At 57.3% G+C, this 19,102-nt stretch carries 21 protein-coding genes; 17 read left to right on the plus strand and 4 right to left on the minus strand.

All coding sequences use genetic code 11. The annotated features are described in order from the left end of the window. Positions 1–50: 50 nt before the first annotated feature. The 9 genes from MNODULE_RS04740 (at position 51) to MNODULE_RS04780 (ending at position 6,291) form a co-directional block, all read left to right on the plus strand. Positions 51–1,103, plus strand: coding sequence for a Glu/Leu/Phe/Val dehydrogenase (locus tag MNODULE_RS04740; RefSeq protein WP_168058310.1), 1,053 nt, complete (start codon positions 51–53; stop codon positions 1,101–1,103). After that, positions 1,066–1,344 carry a hypothetical protein gene (locus tag MNODULE_RS04745; protein ID WP_168058311.1) on the plus strand — a complete coding sequence of 93 codons (279 nt, stop codon included), beginning with the start codon at positions 1,066–1,068 and terminating at the stop codon, positions 1,342–1,344. The genes MNODULE_RS04740 and MNODULE_RS04745 overlap by 38 nt, the downstream gene beginning before the upstream one ends. Positions 1,345–1,370: 26 nt before the next feature. Continuing rightward, positions 1,371–1,706, plus strand: coding sequence for a hypothetical protein (locus MNODULE_RS24370; RefSeq protein ID WP_181070929.1), 336 nt, complete (start codon positions 1,371–1,373; stop codon positions 1,704–1,706). A gap of 77 nt (positions 1,707–1,783) precedes the next feature. Further along, entirely contained in the window at positions 1,784–2,692 is a 909-nt protein-coding gene (gene speB, locus MNODULE_RS04755) for an agmatinase (RefSeq protein WP_168058312.1), read from the plus strand. A 47-nt stretch (positions 2,693–2,739) separates the two neighbouring features. Continuing rightward, complete coding sequence (locus tag MNODULE_RS04760; RefSeq protein WP_168058313.1) at positions 2,740–4,101, plus strand: acetyl ornithine aminotransferase family protein; 1,362 nt, start codon at positions 2,740–2,742, stop codon at positions 4,099–4,101. Continuing rightward, positions 4,101–4,421 (plus strand): cupin domain-containing protein, encoded by a 321-nt coding sequence (locus tag MNODULE_RS04765; RefSeq protein ID WP_168058314.1) that lies wholly within the window; start codon positions 4,101–4,103, stop codon positions 4,419–4,421. Before MNODULE_RS04760 ends, MNODULE_RS04765 begins: the two co-directional genes overlap by 1 nt. A 101-nt stretch (positions 4,422–4,522) precedes the next feature. Continuing rightward, complete coding sequence (locus tag MNODULE_RS04770) at positions 4,523–5,419, plus strand: phosphatase PAP2 family protein (RefSeq protein WP_168058315.1); 897 nt, start codon at positions 4,523–4,525, stop codon at positions 5,417–5,419. Positions 5,420–5,754: 335 nt separating this feature from the next. Continuing rightward, positions 5,755–6,036 carry a TFIIB-type zinc ribbon-containing protein gene (locus MNODULE_RS04775; RefSeq protein ID WP_168058316.1) on the plus strand — a complete coding sequence of 94 codons (282 nt, stop codon included), beginning with the start codon at positions 5,755–5,757 and terminating at the stop codon, positions 6,034–6,036. A gap of 96 nt (positions 6,037–6,132) precedes the next feature. After that, the gene (locus tag MNODULE_RS04780; RefSeq protein ID WP_168058317.1) at positions 6,133–6,291 is read left to right on the plus strand and encodes a hypothetical protein; all 159 of its coding nucleotides are present in this window, start codon (positions 6,133–6,135) and stop codon (positions 6,289–6,291) included. 114 nt (positions 6,292–6,405) lie between these two features. Here MNODULE_RS04780 and MNODULE_RS04785 read toward each other — a convergent pair whose 3' ends face one another. Further along, the gene (locus tag MNODULE_RS04785; RefSeq protein ID WP_202882112.1) at positions 6,406–7,332 is read right to left on the minus strand and encodes a mechanosensitive ion channel family protein; all 927 of its coding nucleotides are present in this window, start codon (positions 7,330–7,332) and stop codon (positions 6,406–6,408) included. Between the two features lie 299 nt (positions 7,333–7,631). After that, positions 7,632–7,994 carry a hypothetical protein gene (locus MNODULE_RS04790; RefSeq protein WP_168058318.1) on the minus strand — a complete coding sequence of 121 codons (363 nt, stop codon included), beginning with the start codon at positions 7,992–7,994 and terminating at the stop codon, positions 7,632–7,634. A 549-nt stretch (positions 7,995–8,543) separates the two neighbouring features. Here MNODULE_RS04790 and MNODULE_RS04795 point away from each other — a divergent pair. The 8 genes from MNODULE_RS04795 (at position 8,544) to MNODULE_RS04830 (ending at position 15,894) form a co-directional block, all read left to right on the plus strand. Further along, positions 8,544–9,080, plus strand: a complete 537-nt coding sequence (locus tag MNODULE_RS04795) for a hypothetical protein (RefSeq protein WP_168058319.1) — start codon at positions 8,544–8,546, stop codon at positions 9,078–9,080. A gap of 411 nt (positions 9,081–9,491) precedes the next feature. Beyond that, on the plus strand, positions 9,492–10,715 hold the full coding sequence (locus tag MNODULE_RS04800) for a PPC domain-containing protein (protein ID WP_168058320.1): 1,224 nt from the start codon (positions 9,492–9,494) through the stop codon (positions 10,713–10,715). 425 nt (positions 10,716–11,140) lie between these two features. Next, positions 11,141–11,344 carry a toll/interleukin-1 receptor domain-containing protein gene (locus MNODULE_RS04805; RefSeq protein WP_168058321.1) on the plus strand — a complete coding sequence of 68 codons (204 nt, stop codon included), beginning with the start codon at positions 11,141–11,143 and terminating at the stop codon, positions 11,342–11,344. Positions 11,345–11,463: 119 nt separating this feature from the next. Then, positions 11,464–12,177, plus strand: a complete 714-nt coding sequence (locus MNODULE_RS04810; RefSeq protein ID WP_168058322.1) for a DUF6946 family protein — start codon at positions 11,464–11,466, stop codon at positions 12,175–12,177. A gap of 41 nt (positions 12,178–12,218) precedes the next feature. Continuing rightward, positions 12,219–13,925, plus strand: a complete 1,707-nt coding sequence (locus MNODULE_RS04815) for an eCIS core domain-containing protein (RefSeq protein WP_168058323.1) — start codon at positions 12,219–12,221, stop codon at positions 13,923–13,925. An 85-nt stretch (positions 13,926–14,010) separates the two neighbouring features. Beyond that, a complete protein-coding gene (locus MNODULE_RS04820; protein WP_320412351.1) occupies positions 14,011–14,664 on the plus strand; it encodes an ankyrin repeat domain-containing protein in 654 nt (217 codons plus the stop codon). Between the two features lie 109 nt (positions 14,665–14,773). Further along, on the plus strand, positions 14,774–15,268 hold the full coding sequence (locus MNODULE_RS04825) for a hypothetical protein (RefSeq protein ID WP_168058324.1): 495 nt from the start codon (positions 14,774–14,776) through the stop codon (positions 15,266–15,268). A gap of 74 nt (positions 15,269–15,342) precedes the next feature. Next, the gene (locus MNODULE_RS04830; RefSeq protein ID WP_168058325.1) at positions 15,343–15,894 is read left to right on the plus strand and encodes a DNA-3-methyladenine glycosylase; all 552 of its coding nucleotides are present in this window, start codon (positions 15,343–15,345) and stop codon (positions 15,892–15,894) included. Positions 15,895–15,983: 89 nt separating this feature from the next. Here the strand turns inward: MNODULE_RS04830 and MNODULE_RS04835 are convergent, their stop codons facing one another. Together MNODULE_RS04835 and MNODULE_RS04840 are read right to left on the minus strand one after the other, a co-directional pair. Continuing rightward, complete coding sequence (locus MNODULE_RS04835) at positions 15,984–17,123, minus strand: hypothetical protein (protein WP_168058326.1); 1,140 nt, start codon at positions 17,121–17,123, stop codon at positions 15,984–15,986. A gap of 89 nt (positions 17,124–17,212) precedes the next feature. After that, complete coding sequence (locus MNODULE_RS04840; RefSeq protein WP_168058327.1) at positions 17,213–18,442, minus strand: agmatinase family protein; 1,230 nt, start codon at positions 18,440–18,442, stop codon at positions 17,213–17,215. Positions 18,443–19,102: the final 660 nt, after the last annotated feature.

Genomic DNA, 19,102 nt, shown 5'->3' on the forward strand with positions numbered 1-19,102 from the left:
GCCCATCTAGGGCGCACACATCGGTGCGCCCCTACACAAAATGGAGAGAGATGAACAATTTATTCGAACAGATGAAAACGGAAGGGCATGAGCGGGTGCTGTTCTGCTCCGATCGCGCCTCCGGTCTTCAAGCGATCATCGCCATCCACAACACCCATCTGGGGCCGGCGCTCGGCGGCTGCCGGATGTGGCCCTATCCGGATGCCGATGCGGCCCTCAACGATGTGCTTCGGCTTTCAAAGGCGATGACCTACAAGGCGGCAATGGCCGATCTCCCCCTTGGGGGAGGAAAGAGCGTCATCTGGGGCGATCCGAAAAAGGAGAAGAGCGAAGCAAAGTTGATCGCCTTCGCCAAAGAGGTTGCTTCGCTCGGAGGACGGTACATCGTGGCCGAAGATGTCGGGATCGGCCTTGCCGATATCGATCGGATGCGTCAGGTGATGCCGCATGCCGCCGGACTTCCGGAAGAGAAGGGAGGGAGCGGCGATCCCTCGCCGGCGACCGCTTATGGAGTCTTCTGCGGGATGCGCGCTTCTCTCGAAGAACGCTTCGGAGAGAGCGCTTTTCAAGGGAGGAAGATCGCGATCCAGGGAATCGGAAAGGTCGGGTATGCTCTGGCGCTTCTTCTCCACAAGGCGGGCGCGAAGCTCTATGTCTGCGATATGGACCCCGAGCGGGTGGCGGCGATCTGTAAGGTCACCGACGCCGATCCGTTGCTGGGGCATGAGATCTATCGGGTGGAGTGCGATGTCTTCTCCCCCTGCGCGCTGGGGGGATTCTTAAATGAAAGAACCATCCCGCGGCTGTCGTGCGAGATCATCGCCGGGGCGGCCAACAATCAGTTGGAAAACGCCAAGGCGGCGATCCTTCTAAAAGATCGGAATATCCTTTATACCCCCGATTATGTCCTCAATGCCGGCGGACTCATCAATATCGCCGAGGAGCTGAACGGCTACTCGAAAGAGAAGGCTTATCAAAAAATCGAGGCGATCTATGATTGCGTAAAGGAGGTGTTTGCCCTTGCCAAGAAAGCATCGATCCTCCCGTCGGAGGCGGCCGACCGGCTTGCCGAAGCCCGGCTTGCGGCTGGAAAGCGAGGCTGAGCCGAGGAGCGCCACCCTCTGGAAACCGGTCACGGCGGCGCTTCTCTCGATGGTATTCGCCGGGCTGGGCCACTTCCTTCTTCAAGCGTATGCTCGGGGAGGGGTTCTGTTGGCGGCGGGAGCGTTGATTTTCAGCCTGACCGCCTATTGGCCGCCGGCGACGGCGCTCAACATCATGCTTTTTGTCTTCGCCGCTTTCGATGCGTTTTCGATCGGTCGGCGCGGATTTGGAATCGTCTAGCGAATGCGGCGTGAGAGGAGGCCGGAATGCAGATGACCCCTGAAAAGAAAGAGACACCTTCTTCAGAAGAGGCCCGCCCTTCGTCCGAACCGAAGTTGGAGGAGGAGAAAAAGACGGAAAATCGGATTGAATCGGATCCGGTCCGGCCGGTGATCGCCGCCGTGCTCTCCTTGGTTTTCGCCGGGCTGGGGCATCTCTATCTGCGGAAGTGGGGACGAGGGGTTTCGATCCTCTTTGTCGCCGCTTTTTTATTTAAGATTTCCGGTTACTCGCCTCGCGCCATGATGTTGAATGTGGTCCTCTTTGTTTTCTCCGCATTTGATGCCTTCTCGTTCGGGAAGAGAGGACATGGGATTGTATGAAATTTGAATGACGGATTTGGCGAAAAGCCGAAGTTGGAAAGGAATGATAAAATAGAACCATGGCAAGGAAGTCGAAATTGAAAGAAGAAAAATGGTGGGCGGGTCTCAATCAGCCGAAGGCAGCGGCGCCCGATATTACGATCGTCGGCCTTCCCTATGACGGCGCGGTCTGTTATCGAAAAGGAGCGGCGAAGGGGCCGGATGCGATCCGCAAGGTCTCGAGCGAGATCCCGCCGGTCTTGGAAACGGGGGAGCTCCTCCGGGGGCTGGTCATCCGGGACGACGGCAACCTTCCGTTCGGGAAGAATTTCGTCGCCGCCTTCCCGAAGCTCGAGAAGGGGGTTGAGGAGCGGGCGGCCCGCTCGTTTGTCTTGACGCTGGGCGGGGACCACTCTGTCGTCATCCCGGTCCATCGGGCCTTCAGCAAACGGGCGACCGAGAAGATCGGGTTGATCTTTGTCGATGCCCACACCGATCTCTCCGACACCTTCGACGGGTCTTCCTACTCGCACGCCTGTCCGCTTCGACGGACGATGGAGACCGACCGGTTCGATCCGAAAAAGACGATCCTGGTCGGCACCCGCTGCTTCGAGATGTCCGGGTTGGAGTTCATCCAGAAAAGTGAGATGACGATGTATCCCGCCTACGAAGTGGCCGAACGGGGGATGCGGGCGGTCGCCGATGAGATCGTCAAGCAGTTTGCCGACATGCAGAATGTCTATCTCTCGATCGACATCGACGCGCTCGACCCGGCCTTCGCGCCGGGGACCGGTATTCCCGATGCGGGGGGACTGACCACGCGCGATGTCATCACCCTGATCCGCAGGCTCCACCCGCTCCCGATCGTCGGGGCCGATCTGGTGGAGGTGGCCCCGCCGCTCGATGTCTCCGACATTACCAGTTTCGCCGCCCTTCGGATCATTACCGAAATCTTCGGCCTGGTCCATCGGAGAAAAGAGCAGCGCAAGCGGCTGAGCGTCATCTAGATTGAACAGGCGTCGAGGTGCCGATCGCCGCCGGAAGAGGTTTTCCCATGAAGAAGAAAAATAACAATAAGATTCCCTCTCTCAAGGGGACCCCCCCCGGACCGAACGCCCAAAAGTGGGTCGAGCGGGACAACGCGGTGATCTCTCCCTCATACACCCGCGCCTATCCGCTGGTCGTTCAATCGGCCAAAGGGATCGTCATCACCGATGTGGACGGAAACCGCTTCCTCGATTTCACCTCCGGGATCGCCGTGACGGCGACCGGTCATTGCCATCCCAAAGTCGTCAAAGCAATCGTCGATCAGGCGAAGCGGCTCATCCACATGTCGGGGACCGACTTCTACTATTCCTCCGAAGTCCTTCTCGGCGAGAAGCTCAACCGGCTTGCGCCGGGCCGGGAGCGGAAGAAGGTCTTCTTCACCAACTCCGGAACGGAATCGACCGAGGCGGCGATGAAGCTGGTTCGCCATCAAACAAAACGGCCCTATTACATCGCCTTCTTGGGCGCCTTTCACGGCCGGAGCATGGGGGCCCTCTCTCTGACGGCGAGCAAGGTGGTCCATCGGGCCGGCTTCGCGCCGCTGGTCCCGGGGGTGATCCATGCGCCGTACCCCAATCCGTACCGCCCGCCCGCCGGTATTCCCGCGGAGGAGTGCGATCGCTACACGTTGAACTGGCTTCGGGAGGTCGCCTTCCGGCATCTGGTCGCCCCCGAAGAGGTCGCCGCGATTTTCGTCGAGCCGATCCAGGGGGAGGGAGGCTACGTCGTTCCGCCGAAGCGCTTCTTGGGGGAGCTTTCCGACCTCGCGCGCGAATTCGGAATTCAGATCGTCGTCGATGAGATCCAGACCGGCATGGGCCGGACCGGGAAGATGTTCGCCTCGGAGCATTTCAATCTGGTTCCCGATGTGATGACGCTCGCAAAAGGATTGGCCTCGGGAATGCCGCTCGGGGCGATGATTGCCCGGGAGGCGCTGATGCGCTGGGCGCCGGGGGCGCACGCCAATACCTTCGGCGGAAACCCGATCGCCTGCGAGGCGGCGCTGGCGACGATCGATCTTCTCGAAAACGGCGGCCTGATGCGGAACGCGGAGAAGATGGGAAACCACCTTCTCTCCCGGCTTCGCGCCATGCAGAAAACACATCGCCTGATCGGAGATGTTCGGGGCTTCGGCCTGATGATCGGCGTCGAACTGGTTCGGGATCGCGAAACGAAAAAGATGGCGATCCCGGAGCGGAACAAGATCATCCAGCGCTGCTTCGAGAAGGGACTGCTTATCTTAGGCTGCGGTCAGAACGTCCTCCGCTTCGTTCCGCCGCTGGTGATCAAGCGTCCGGAGGCGGAGCGGGCGCTGGCGATCTTCGAGGAGGTTCTTGCCGAAGTGGAAGGGGAGCGAACGCCGAGATAATGCCCCTCTCGATCCGCCGATGGGAGAAGCCGGGCGAGCCGGCGCAGAAGGTCGCCCTCGAAAAGGAATTAAAAGCCCAGGGCTACCAACCGGAGTTCTGGGTCGATAAACCGGGCACCGCTTACACCCACCGAAAGTATCCCTCTGAAACAGTCCTTTGGATCTTGCGCGGCGAAGCCAAGATCACCCTCGGCGCCGACACCGACACTCTCCGCGACGGCGACCGAATCACCCTCCCTCCGAACACGCACTACTCCCTCCAGGTCCTCGGCGACAAGAGCCTTCTCTGGCTGATTGCGCTGAAGAAGAAAAAAAAGTAAAGCTGTTTTCCATGAATCGGAGACGGTTCTACTGAATTTGCTTCCTGCATCCTGCGTGTGTTATATCACTCGTTCGGTAAGCTTAACGAGGAGGATTGCATTTGGAGCAACTGGCAGAGCTGATCGGCGCCTATGCCGTAGCGGTGCTGGTCTGCATCCTGGCCCTCTTTCTCGGGACGGCGATTCTGCTTTGGCATTGGATCGAGAGGTATGGCCAGACCCTTTGGGAGTGGATCGGCCTCCTCTGGCGTGCCACCCTCGACCTTCCCCCGTTGATCCGGCTTCGCAGACGTTTCCCCCGGCTCTGGGCATTTCTGGGCCGGCGGCTTTCTCCCGAAGGCTACCTGGGGCTTCATCTCACGATCGGTCTCGCGCTGATTCTGGCCGCGCTCTTTCTTTTTGCCGACCTGGCCGAGGAGATCTGGAGCGGAGATGAAATTGCCTTCTTCGATCAGGCGCTGGCCCGCGCGCTTCGAGAACACGCGACGCCGACCGCCCTCAGGGTCTTCTCCGCCATCACGTGGCTGGGAAACGTGTCGGTGCTCGCGGCGCTCGGGATTGCAGTCGGCCTGCTGCTGGTCGTCCTTCGGCGAAAATTTCTCCTGGCCGGTTGGATGACGGCATTAATGGGGGGCGGGCTGCTCAATGTCGCGCTGAAAGCGCTTTTCCGGCGCGCCCGTCCGGTGCTTCCCAGTCCGTTTGTCACGGAGAGCGGCTGGAGCTTTCCGAGCGGGCATGCCATGGGGGCGCTGATCGCGTATGGGATGCTGGCATACGTCTTGGTGATTTTATTCAATGGGAGGGGGCGCCGGTGGATCGTCCTGACAGCCGCCCTTCTCGTCCTGCTGATCGGCGCCAGCCGGATGTATTTGGGGGTCCATTACTTCAGCGATGTGATCGCCGGTTATGTGGCCGGAATGGCTTGGCTTGCCACCTGCATTGCCGGAGCCGAAATCGCGCGCCGGCATCGGCGCGGGCGGTCGCCCACGGCGACTTGATCCGCCCGCCGAAACCCTTCCCTTCCGCTTGCGCGGCCGACCGTGCCCGTCAGCCGGTCACGCCGCATCCGGCGGAGGAGGTTTGGACACCGCCACTTGAACCCACACGGCCGAACGCAAGATACATCCTGAGGCGTTCCTACCGAAGCGAGAATGGACGGCACCCGCTTCCCGGCGGATCGCCGAAGAGGGTAGAAGTCTTTTTACCTGCCGAGCCGGTGGCTTGCTTTTGATGAAATCGTGTGATATCTATCGGATTTATTTATTTATCCATCCATATTTTTATTTGCCCCAGGAAGATGAAAGATCCGGTGGCAATTTTAAGGAGTGAACTGATGAACTGTCCGGTATGCAAGAACGTCACGCTGGTCATGACCGATCGGCAAGGGATCGAGGTCGACTACTGTCCGCAGTGCCGCGGCATCTGGCTGGACCGCGGCGAGCTCGACAAATTGATCGAGCGCGCCGCGGCGGCCACGGGCGCGCCGGAAAAGCAGCCGCCCGCGCCGCGCGATTCCGGCGCGGGCGCCTACCGTGAGCACCGGGATTACGATGACGACTACCGCCGGAAAAAGAAAAAGCGGGGGTTTCTCGGCGACCTGTTCGATTTCGATTAATTAAAGCGAACCTTTTTCATTCCCCGATTTAAACGTACGCGTTTTGCATATGTACCCTTCCTGAGACCGGTTTTAATCACTCAGGGAGGTTATGCTATGCTGTTTTTCAAAAAAATGTTTTTAACCCTGGCCATGCTTTCCATCTTAGGGTCGCTTGTCGCCTGTGAGCAAGAAGGGCCGATGGAGCGGGCGGGCGAGAATGTAGACGAAGCGGCGGAAGAGACAAAAGAAAAAGTAGAGGATGCCACCGATTGATCTTCCTCAAAAGGAAGAAATTTTCTGCAGATTGAATGCAAAAAGCGGCAGCGGGACAGCGGCATTCTCGGCCCGCTGCCGCGGTCGGCGTTCGAGCGCTTTCATCAAGCGGCCTCAGCCGTTTGAGTTCGCCGCGACCTGTTTGACCAGGACTTCCAGCGGCTTGCTCGCCTCATTCATGAATAAAGAGCGATGGGGAAAGGAGATCTCAATCTCTTTAGCGTCGAATGCCTTTTTCAGTCTTCGCCGATATTCGCGCCCGACGCTCCATTGCTGGATCGGCTCCGTCTTGATCCGCGCCTTGATCGTCAGCCCCGACTCGTTGAAGTCATCGACGCCGAAGATCTCGATCGGCTCGATGATCCTGTCCCGGAACTCCGGATCTTTTCGGAGCGCCTCCGCCGTTTCCCGCATGACGTCGACCACCTTATCCGTATCCTCCTTGTAATCGACCCGGACGTCGATCACATACGCGGACCACTCCTTCGTCATGTTGGCGAGGGAGGAGATCGCCCCGTTCGGGATCACATGGACCACTCCCGCCAGATCCCGCAGCACAATCGTCCGAAAGGTGATCGTCTCCACCAGCCCCCCGGTGCCGTTGATGATGGCGACATCCCCCACCCGCACCTGATTCTCCAGGATCATGAAGAAGCCGGCGATCACGTCCCGCACCAGGTTCTGCGCGCCGAACCCGACGGCGAGTCCGACAATCCCGGCGCCGGCCAGAATGGGGGCCACATTCACCCCGACCTGATCGAGACAGCTGATCAGGATGATCGACCAGATGGAAAAATACCCGATGGTTTTCAGAATCCCGACCAGCGTGGTGACCCGCTTCCGCGTGGAGCCTTTCACCGTCTCGACCGGCTCTCGGGTTTTAATCAAAATGTCCTCCATCCGACAGAGAAGAAAATTCACAACCCGGATGCCGATCAAACCGGCCACGATCAGTAAAATAATTCGAAACCCGGACTGCGCAAAGGCGAATGTAGTGCTCAACGCCAACTCTTTCAATCGGTCTATTGTCATTTCTCCCATTCTTTCCCCCCTCTGTAAAGATTTCAGGATGGTTTAGGGATTGTATATCAAGCTCATCATTAAATTGCAAATCAGGCTGGAAGGAAGATATCTGTGGCGGGAGAATTCAGAGAGAAAGAAGGACAGTTTGTTTTTTCCTCAGGGGTCTGTCCGAAGATGCGAAGAGATCAAATGGGGGAGCGCGTCCGAATAAAATCTCCGCTAAATGAAAAGGGCCGGCGGAGACGTAAAGAGGGGTCCGCTGCGGGCGCGCGCCGCCCGCAGCGGACCGGTTCTCAGATGATCGGATCCAATGAACGTTATCTCACGACGACGTCGATCGATTCCTCATTCCCGGTCGGGCGGTGATCTTTGGTGACCTCGACGATCTGGATGGTATGCTCGCCGGGAGGAAGCGGGCCGATCTCATGGACGCCGCTTAGGTCTTTCACGATGTCGGGCTTTTGCCCGTCCACCGAGATATGAATATGATCCCCATCCGGGCTGGTGTTGACCTCGTATTTTAATTCGATCGGTTCTTCCGCGCTGAGCGTGGTCCCTTCTTGAGGCTGCTGAATATCGATCACTTCTTTTGCGTTTGCATTGAGGACCGCGCCTCCCGGAATCAAGAACCACACCGCAAATATCCCGAGGACAACTCTGAACGTTTTATTGCTTTTCATTTATTTTCCTCCTTACGATCTTGAAGGTTTCTCGGATCGAACAAGGCCGAACAAGGCCCCGATAAACATCGAGGATTCAGATCCTGTTCGGCCTCTCTCGATCCGTCGATGGTCTGCGCCGCATTCGAAAGCCGCCCCGACCCTTGGCGGAAAAGGACCCCCCACATCCCGCGACATGCCCGATAATCGATTCTCCGGAAACAAATAATCACCTCTTTTCAGATTACCGTTCTTGTATTGCCCCGGTCAAGCCCCTCTTTGTTCCGCTCAGGAGAACGGGCGCAATCGAGGTGAAAAAAATGACACGAGAAATGATTTACTCAAATAAATTCTTGTCTTATGGCCGTCTTTCCTCGCTCCCCGGTTTCGGATCGAGGAGACCGCCTTCGGAATTCTGTGCCGGCAGACGTGCGGCGCCGCATTTCTAATGCTCTCCTGCATGGTATACTAAATCCGTCCATCATTTTAGCTCATAAAGTTTTCCGCCTTGCCCCGGGGTTTCTCGACCGCGATGTGTTTCAGCGGGGAATTCCGCGGACAAGCGGTCCTGTGAGACAGGTTACAAACCGTGAATGCCTCGTTTCTTTCCAAGACATGATTGACACCATCGAACGCGTTATCTATCGCCCCGAGCGCTATCAACTGCCGGCGCTGATCCTATTTGCGGGGGTGATGGGGATCTTCTTCAGAGTCCCATTTCTCTCCGACCGGCCGTTCCTGGGCGGAGTTGCGGTGATTCTGGTTGCGGTGCTCGCCTGGAAGGCGCATCCGCTGTTCGCGAGCGCATCGATCCTGCGGGCGCACCACTACCCACAAAGCGACCAGATTGTTCTGGCGCTGGACGGCGAGTCCCTCTCGTTCGTCCGCTCGGAAGCGAAGTACATTGTGACCAAATATAACTCTGACTATGCAAACGAAATGTACGTGGTCTTCCGGAACGGAACTTACCTCCAGATGCCGGAAGAACCGCACGAAGGACACGACTTGCTGGTACAGGCGGCGAAGCGCTGGGGGATACGTCACATCTGGACGAATTATCTCCATGAAGTCCTGGAACAGGCGCCGCCGGGCCGGGAGGTCATTTAGTCTTGTTGCGCTTTGCGGAATTCCGCGTACACTTGTCGGCTGAAAGGCTCGAGAAAAAAATAGTGTCTCTCCCTCTTTTTTCTCTTTTTACCGGTCCCTCTTTTTACCGCGAAGAAATCCGGAAACCCGATAAAATCATTTGACGAAATGCCGTAGGATGTGGTTAAATCCGCCATAGAAGACCAATGTGGTATCGACCGGATAGTGTGTTGGTATTCGAACGAAAAGAAAAGCGCTTTTAAACGGCCACCTCCGATCCTCGGCTTCCTCATCCGCCCCGCTCTGCGACCGGCTTCTTACTCTTAAAGGCAAGCGAACTCTCGTGTGCTTTCCTCGCGCATCCCGTTCCGGCGCCCGTTGGAAGCTGCATTGAGATTGTTTCTGAAAACATCCATTTCTTAGGAGGGAAAAATGATCTCCCAGCTTAGGATCGGGCTCCTCTTGGGAGCCCTGCTTCTGCTCTTTTCATCCTGCGGCGGCGGAGGGGGCGGGAGCGGCGGGGGGGCAGGTTCGCCCCCGGCGGGGGATGACACAGGCGGGGAAGCGACCGGCCCGCCGAAGTTCTCGGGATTTAATTTCTCTCTCAAAGAAGGTGATTTTTGGGAATTTCTCTGGGATTACGAACTCAAATCGACGACCAGCGGCGGAACCACGACAACGACCGACAGGGGCCGGTTTTTTGTGACATTGGGCGCTCCCAAGGTCATTAACAACATTACTGCCTATGAAGTCAAAATTACAGGAAGAGGCCAATCGAGCGAATCATTGGAGTTCTCTGCCCCCCGCTGGAAATATATTGCGGTGGCGAACAACCAGATTCTCGGGTCCGAGGATGGAATGTCCTTGTCCGTTATTTTCGACGGGCGGACCGGAAGATGGCCGGGAAGCGGCTATTTCACAACGTTCGACGCCGCGGTTCTGTTTGAGGCAGGGGTCGGATCGATCAGCAACGCTTATATCAATGAAGCCGCTGTAAAGGTGGAAGCATCCGCAAGCAAGGATCAATGCGAGTTCTTTCCGGGCATCGGCACGATTTGCGGGAGCGACGATCCGTTTAGCGTGACGAAACAGGAGTTTTACAAAGAAGGGATCGGCCCGATCGGTTATCTTCGCGAGATTAGCCAGTCGTTTGGGGGAAGTTTTCCCCAGGCTGTCACGATCAAGGAAAATATCGGAATGGTCGCCGCTTCTTTAAGGGGGGATGCCCTGGGGCTGGATCTTGAAGAAGAGCCGAATGACTCCTCCGCTCAGGCTAAATCGTTGGGGCTCGCCTCTACGACGCTGGGGGATATAGAACGGAATGACCCGGGGGAAGTCCACGCGGCGGTGGCGGCAAATCTGGACAATCCCGATCAAATACTGGCCGACTGGTATCAATTCACGCTGGATTCGAGCCAAACCGTTACAATCGATCTTTCTTTCGAAGATATCTCTGCGGATATTCAGGCCGATCTTGATCTCTATTTTTTCAATAGCAACCTCGATAAAATCGGCGAGAGCCTGGGCGATAACAGCTCCACGGATAATCCGACGGAGCGGATCCAGGCTTTGCTGGCGGCCGGCACCTATTACATCGGGGTTCAGGCGTTTATCACCCCAAACGGGAGAATCGTTTACACGCTTGAAGTAAATTGATTTTGCCACAACAACGACAGATTTGTACGGCAAGATCTACGCAATCGGCGACGACAGCGGAGACAACCGTCTCGGTCCGGTGAAGATCTACACGCCGCAGTAAAGGGCAGAGACCGAACTATCCTGGTATCCGGTTCTATTCAACCCTTCGACGGATTGGGTTTGTCCCTGCTGCGTTGCTTTTAATGTTCTCCGTGTGATATACCAAATCCGCCCGATTTCAGGTCATAGAATTTTCTGTCTATCTCGGGGATCGGTTCTTGACCGTTTCGTATTTTCAATCGCTTAGGGATGATTCCCAAGAAATAGACAGAAAAATTTCCGTAAAATAAGGCAGAAATATTTCTGCCTTATTTATATGTTAGACGGACACAATCAGCGCCGGTGCCGAGAGTAGTGGACACTCGTCGCCGCACAGCGAGATCATGCCGAGAGTCTTCGTCAGCTACGTTCACGAAGACAAAGAGATCGTCCAGGCGATTCAGTCGTTGCTGGTCGACACGCTGAAGCTCGAAGCGGATGTATTCCTCTCCGCCGACCAGACCCAGATTCTCGCCGGACACATCTGGCTCGACAGGATCAGTAATTCCGGGGACACCATACTTAATTCTTGGCCTTGCCTCTCATAGAGGGTCAGAGTAAAATCTCTTACCGGATGATTCTATACGTCTGGATGGTTTTTACTTCGCCGTCCTGACGCGCTGTCTCGGCCTCCGTCATTAGACCTCTTTCCCGGAGACGCACTGTTATGAAAATCTTCATTCCAACACAGTCCTTCCAGGACTGGCAACGTTTGTTAGCGAATCCGAACCTTCACTGGAAAGATGGCCATTCTGCGATGACGCTGGCCCGTTCGTGGGAGGCGGAGGCAGCGACCGGCTTTCCGCCGGAAATCAAGGCCGCGTTCGAAACCTCCGGTTCGCCGCTTTTGACAGACCTCGATCCGCTGCTGGCCCTTCCTGAATTTCAGGTTCCGCTTCCCGGCGGCGTCCGTTCGTCGCAGACCGATGTCCTTGCTCTGGCGCGCGGGAAGGAAGGATTGGTCGCGGTGGTCGTGGAGGGAAAGGTTGATGAAACATTCGGTCCCACACTCAGAGAAAAGAGGATCGAACCCTCCGACGGATTTAATGAGCGCCATGTCTTCCTGCTTCAATATTTAGAGCTCCCCCCCTCTATTCCTCAAACCATCCGATACCAATTTTTGCACAGAACCGCGTCGGCGCTGATCGTCGCCCGGCAGTTTGACGCCAAGGCCGCCGTGATGCTGGTGCACTCTTTCAGCCCCACGAACAAAGGGTTCTCCGATTTCGAAGCCTTTGCGGGCCTGTTCAACGCAGCGCCCGAAATCGGCCGGATCGTCCCGGCGGGGATGTTCGAAGGGATGCCGCTGTTTCTCGGCTGGTGCGCGGGTGATCAGCGCTTCCGCTCCGGCGATGACGCCGAGCAAGCCGGTAAACTCTAAAGGGAAACCGCTTTGACGGAAAAAGAATGACGATGCGCTCTATGCAAAAAAAGAATCAACCCCCGCAGCGGGCATTCTCCAACGTCGCGCGATCGACTCCTTCAGCAAATCACCCAAAACCTCCATCGCTTCATCGGCAGCGCACCGTCGGAAATCAAGCCGTTCAGCGGCTTCAAGCAAAGTTAACGATCAGCTCCCCCGGAGACCTCTACGAACAGGAAGCCGACCGCATCGCCGAACGGGTGATGCGCACCCCTGCGCCGCAACTCCAGCGCGCCTGCGCTTGCGGGGCGAGCTGTCCCAAGTGTCAAACGAAACCATTGCAGACGAAGCGGATCGAATCGGGCCGCTCGGAACAGACCACGGCGCCGCCGGTCGTCCACGATGCGCTGCGCTCCTCCGGCCAGCCGCTCGACCCCGCCATCCGCGCCTTCATGGAGCCCCGCTTCGGCCATGACTTCAGCCAAGTCCGAATCCACACCGATCCCAAAGCGGCAACCTCCTCCCAATCGATCCAGGCGCTGGCGTATACCGCCGGCCGCGACATCGTCTTCGCCGCCGATCAATATTCGCCTCATTCGGAGCGCGGCAAGCGACTGCTGGCCCATGAGCTGGCGCACGTCGTCCAGCAGGGGGAGGGGCGACCGGTTGATCGGATTTCCCGGTTTTCAGACACCGACCATCATATTCTCGAAGAGGCGGCGTTGGAGCTGACCAAGCTGACGCCGGGCGACATTAAGCAGATCCACGCCGGAAACGTCAAACGGGACTACAGCCAAACGGGGGCGGTCGCCAATCTTCTTCTGTTGTGCGATGCAAACGCCTACGGCGGCTACAAAGCCGAAGAGCATTTCGACAACTATCAGTGGAATGAGCAGTTGCAAAAGTGGCAATCGAAGAAGAACCCGGACGCATTCGGCAAGAAAAGCCCGATCTCTTATATCGACGAAGAGCTGGTCCGGTTTGCCGACGCATTGCCTGATCCGACGGCCTTTGAGCATGTCGGGAATGCGTTCCATACAATCGAAGATTTCTTCGCGCACTCCAACTTCGTCGAGCTGATCCACGGCGATTTCCGGTTCGGCCGAAAGCTCGTGACCGGCGGGGGAGGATCAGGGGACACTTCCGTTCTAAGAATTTTGGAATCGGTCAGCAGCGAAGAGACCGCCCCTTTTTACGGTCAACAAGCGGCACAAGAGACGGCCAAATCGCCCCCGCACGCGCACGCGCGAATGGCCAAAGATTACAAGTCAAATCCATATTACATGCAGGCAGTGGTGCTGGCGGCTCTGGTCATCAAAGAGATCGGAGCGGAGATCAGCGTCGTCCGGGATTTGACGGCGAAAGACGCCCGAGTGAAACAGGTGCGCGAAGTCATCATGGCCAAGGTGAAGCGATTCCTTCGCCCGCCGGAGGAGAGCGATAAGTGGTGGGAAGGGCTTCGCGCTTCGGGCGGGAAGGAGATGGAAAAATCGATCAAAGAAAAAATGGCGAAAACACCGGTCACGAAGAACCAGTGTATCTTAAGCCCGCTGAGATCGATCGAGGCGAGCAAGAATTCCAATCTCAAATTATTCGGGCCGGCGATTCCGATCGAAACAAAACGGGGCCATGTCTGGGTGCAGGTCGGGACCGGATTTTCAGCGCCCCCCGCGTTTAAAGGACCGTCCGGCGCGGTGGAGCCGCGAAGCTTCGATTTCGTACCGGTGGGGGTGCAGATCACAGGGACGTTTGACCTGCTCAAGTAAAATGATAAAATGATTCGTTTTTTACAGTCCGTCTCCTTTTTTGAAAGAGGGGTCTATTTTAGTTAAAAGCTTTATCGTTCTTTTTGTGTTCGCCGCGCTCTTTATCGCAAATGGCGCTGATCCGGTCCGAGGCGATGACGACCTCAATCAACGGCTCGTCGCCGCCGCCTCGAACGGCAACACGGCCCGGATCGTCGAGCTTCTTCGGGAAGGGGCCGACGTCAACGCCCGCGGCGCGCGGGGACGCACACCGGTCATGGCCGCCGCCTATGGAAATCACGTCGAGACGGTGGCTGCCCTCATCGAGGCAGGGGCCGACGTCAACCTCCGCGACGACATCCTGAACAATCCTTTTCTCCTGGCAGGAGCGGAAGGCCTCCTCGATATCCTCAAGCTCACCGTCAAGGCAGGCGCCGATCCGAAGCTGACGAACCGCTTCGGCGGGACGGCGCTGATTCCCGCCGCGGAGCGGGGTCACGTCGAAGTGGTGAAATATCTGCTGGCCCATACCAACATCGACATCAATCACGTGAACAATTTGGGATGGACCGCGCTGCTGGAAGCGATCGTTTTGTCCGACGGCGGCCCGACGCATCAGGAAATTGTCATGCTGCTGATCCGACACGGGGCGAACGTCAACATTCCCGACCGCGCAGGCCGCACCCCGCTTCGTCACGCCAGGGAGCGCGGCTACAAAAAGATCCAAGCGCTCCTGGAGGCCGCAGGCGCCCGCCCGTAGCAGGCGCGCCGGTCGGCCGCTTCCAGCGGGTTCAATCTGTTGAACCGCGCTTCATTCGTCATGACAACGGGTCGGGGAATCTCTTCCGGGAAATGGACGGGGAACGAGGATGATGAAATTCTGTGCGGTCGTGTTTCTTTCCCTTTCACTCCTCGCCTTTCTTCCAAACGGCGCCGAGGCACAAGGAGAGGATGATTCGCCGAAAAAACCGACGCTCAACGCCGCCGTGCTGATCGGCGTATATGAAGGTCTCTTTGCGCTCAATTCAGGCCTGGCGGCCCTCTCGCCGAGAGGTTACGGCGCGGCCGGATTGGTCCTCCTTCCCCTTACATTTTCCCAAAGCGGGGGCTCCAAAGAGCGCATCGCCGGGGGCTCCCTCTTTGCGGGCCTCTGCGTCTATAATCTGGTTGTGCCCGACCGGAGGGATCTGTCGCGCTCACAGATTTTTGTTCACAACATGATCGGCTGGCATCTGTTCGCTTTGGGTGTCGGAGCGACCTCTTTTTTTAGCGACGATAAAAAGGAAAAGACGCAACACGCTTTCAATCTCGGCCTGAACGTCGGTCCGGAAGGCCCGATGCTGGTTGCCCGATATCTGTTCTAAGCTGAACGCGCGCCTCATCCCGGACGTATCCGATGAACAATCAAGAGAACTTCTTTTAGGTCCTCCTCACGACCATGCAAAAGCTGACACGCGCATTTTATGATCGAGATGCCGTCACCGTCGCAAGAGATCTTCTTGGAAAATACCTCGTTCACCTATCGGACGGCGTGGAGCGGATCGGGCGGATCGTAGAGGTCGAAGCGTATCTCGGCCCGCACGATCTTGCCTCGCACTCCTCCAAAGGGCGGACGGAACGGACGAAGATCATGTTCGGTCCCCCCGGCCACGCTTATGTCTATATGATCTACGGAATCTACGACTGCATGAACGTCGTGACCGAGCGGGAAGGCCATGCCTCCGCCGTGTTGATACGCGCCGTCGAACCGGTGAAAAATATCGAGGGGCGAACTCAAGGCCCCGGCCTCCTCTGCCGGGCGATGCGGATCGACCGCCGCCTCAACGGGCACGACCTGGTGAGCGATCATTTTTATATCGCTGCGGTACCGGAGGAGAAACCTCGGGTGATTGTGAAGCGGCCCCGCGTTGGCGTCGATTACGCGCGGCACTGGGCGAGGCGGCTTTTACGGTTTTATATCAAAGGCAATCCATTTGTATCGAAGCCTTAGTGTAATGTTGTGTAAGATCGTGGGCCGGTCTCCCGCGATCATGCGCCAGCGCGATCCTCAACGATGGTTCAGAATGGGGGTGCCGGAAATCACCCCCCGCCGACGATGCCATATTCTATCAGCAGGGCCACCGCTTCACCCACGAGGATACCGTAAAACGGATTGGTCAGGGCGGTTACCGCCAGGGCGGTGCCGCCGGCGAGCGGGTTTTCCGCCACGCCGGGGAGGTTCTCCGGCATGATCACAGGGACACCCAATACGATCAGAAACCCTGCGATTGCCTGGAGCGGAACATATTTTCCGATGCGGGTGACCCATCCCAGAAGGGTGATAACGGACATGAGCGCCATAAAGAGGACGGTTGAGAAAACCGGCTGAGGCGCCGCCGCCATCGGCGCCGGAGTGGTTTCCACCGGCGGCCCGCCGAAGAGCGCGCTGAGGAGGCTGCCGAGTCCGGCCATCAGTGTCACGCCGTCGAGCGTCGGTTCGGTGCCGGCGAGCTCTGAGTTGACCCGGTCGTAAGAGAAGATGGCCCCTGTACGCAGAGCGAAGACAGAAAACGCCCCGATGAGAACCGGACGGGTAAACATCTCGCGCCAGTTGAACGGGATGAGCCCCCATTGATCGCCCGTCTCTTCGTTTTCTTCCGTGTCTTCTTTATTTTGTTTGTTTTGTTGGTTTTGCTCTCCACCCTCCTCCTCTTTGTCGCCTGATTTTGAGAGGAAGCGATCGGGCAAGAAGTGGGCGGCCGCCGCGCCGACCACCACGGAAGCGACGATCACCGGCACCAGATCGTCTGTAATGATATACGCGGTGATCCCGGCCGCCGTTGATGCGCCTGCGATCGCAGGTTTCTCGCCAAGGTATTGCACGCCGACGCGCGTCAAGATGATGCCGACCCCCGCGATGACCCCGGCGATGACCGCCGGGTCGAGCAGGCTGACGAAGGTGGAATAAAGTCCGAACAGGCCAAGGAGAATGCTCGGGACGGCGGAAAGCGCGACCACATACAAGATCTGCGGCCGCTTTTTAAGGCCGTTCGCCGCGACGGTGATACTTTCGACTGTGAAGGTGATCGGGGTGACCGCGCTGTAAAACCAGGCCAGGATGGCGCCGATCGCGTATCCGATTCCTGCCGCGCGGGCGCTAAAGCGATGTCGGGCGGCATAGAGTCCCTCCGCGACACCGTCCGCGCACATTCCGATGGCGGCGATAATTGATGCGAACATCAGATCTTCCTGCTGTGGCGGGGCGGCCGTCTTACCTCGACGGCCGCCCCCCGGATAAAACGCGCTTTTTAGGTGAATCGGTCCGGCTCTTATGCCGCCTTACGCTGATCGGTTTGCCGCGCTTTTTCTGTCTGCGGCTCTCCAGCGCGGGTGCGGCCCAATTTACCCGCAACCACCTGAGCGGCCAAGACATCGCAAATCAGCCGCACCCCCATCAGCGATGTGATATCCGACACGTCGAATGGCGGTGAGACTTCGACGATCTCCATGCCGAGCAGCCCTTCGTTCGCAAAACGCTTCACGAGCGCCAGCGCTTCACGAGGATACAAACCTCCCGGTTCCGGCCAGCCGGTCGCCGGGCAGAAGCCTGGATCGATAGAGTCGATATCGAAGGAGAGATAGACCCCTTCCGCGCCATTACTCCAGGCTGTCTCCAGCGCCATTTCGGCCGTCTTCTCGATGCCGAGACGCTCCATGTCTTCCACGGTGATGACCAGCGAGCCTTGCTTGCGGCCCTCTTCCACGCCGGGACGCGGCACCTGCCAACCGCCGATGCCGATCTGCACCAGATTTCCCATGTCGAAATGTTTCTCGTGGGCGGCCCAGTAGAAGGGGGTGGTATGCATCCGCTCGTCGAGATCCTTACGCTGTGTGTCTATGTGGCGATCGAAGTGTATGATGCCGATCTTTCTGCCGAAGGCGTTCATGATCCCCCGCGCAGTTGGAAATCCGATCGAGTGATCGCCGCCGAGAATGACGGGGAAAACTCCTTGACCCCGGACATATTCGACCGCTTTGGTGATTTGATCGAATGCCTTCTCGATATTGGCTGGCGTGATAAAGATATCGCCGACGTCCACGATATCGAGTTGCTCCCGCAGATCGATCCCCAGCTCATAGTAATAGGGGGTGTAAAGCCCGGAGATGCGGCGCATCCCTTCGGGACCGAAGCGCGGTCCAGGACGATAGGTGGTGCCGGTATCCAACGGGCAGCCGATTACGGCAACCTCGTGCTCTCCCACCTGGTTGATGTCTTCCAAGAAAGGGGCTTTGAGGAAGGTGTTGATCCCCGCGAAGTGGGGGAGCTCACCCCGAACGAATGTGCTCGCTTCCTCCGGCTTCTCGATCGACTCTGCCGGTTCCAGTCCATGCTTGTGGGCGCGCTCCTGCTCTTTCTTCAGCATTTCATCTGTTAGCTCTTTCTCGTGCCGCTTGGCCTTTTCGCCTTGCAGATCTTGTGTCTTGACCCCCCTTATTTCTTCCGGCTGTTTCTCCTCCTTACTCTTCTGTTCTTTATCCTTTTGGTTTGCCATCATCATACTCCTTTCCGTCCAGCGATCCGCTCCGATCGGGCGCGGTGGATGCGCCCGGCTTCCACCGGTACCTGTAAACCTCTCCGCGCCAAGGATCAGGATGGTTTATCCTGAGCAGTGTTGGACACGCTATTTGGACACGCTATATTGACAGAGGATATCGATGAGTACGCGTCGCACCGTACTCATATTGAGTGATCGGGTGTGTGCCGGCATCCGGTTTTTCTGAAGATTCATGCGCATCGTAAGCCGTGCGTTTTTTCAGATAGGAAAAAGCAAGAATTGTTCCAATGCTTCTTCCGGAATTTCAGCGTTTGACGCGATCGAAGAACGATGGATGGGCCCTCTTGAGTCCTGTTTTAGCGGTGAATGGCCACTCGCTGTCGCCTTGTTGGATAGATATTGCCCGGGTTGTTCGTTCGATGCTGCGGACGTATGGTCAAGTTTTCACAGAGGGGCGCTTGTCTGCCGGTTCGGCAGTGACTAAGGATCGTAAAACCCTCAAAAGTCTCTAAAATTCCGACTAAACAATGAACTATTTCCCCCCACCCGCCTCCATTTTTTGAAATCCTTGTTACACTTCTCGAAGAAACTTTTAGCGAGACACCGATATCCGACGTTACTGGTTCGTCATATTTTTACACCTGTTTTTACACCTGATGATTT

This window comes from Candidatus Manganitrophus noduliformans (genome assembly GCF_012184425.1).
GTDB classification, from domain to species: domain Bacteria; phylum Nitrospirota; class Nitrospiria; order SBBL01; family Manganitrophaceae; genus Manganitrophus; species Manganitrophus noduliformans.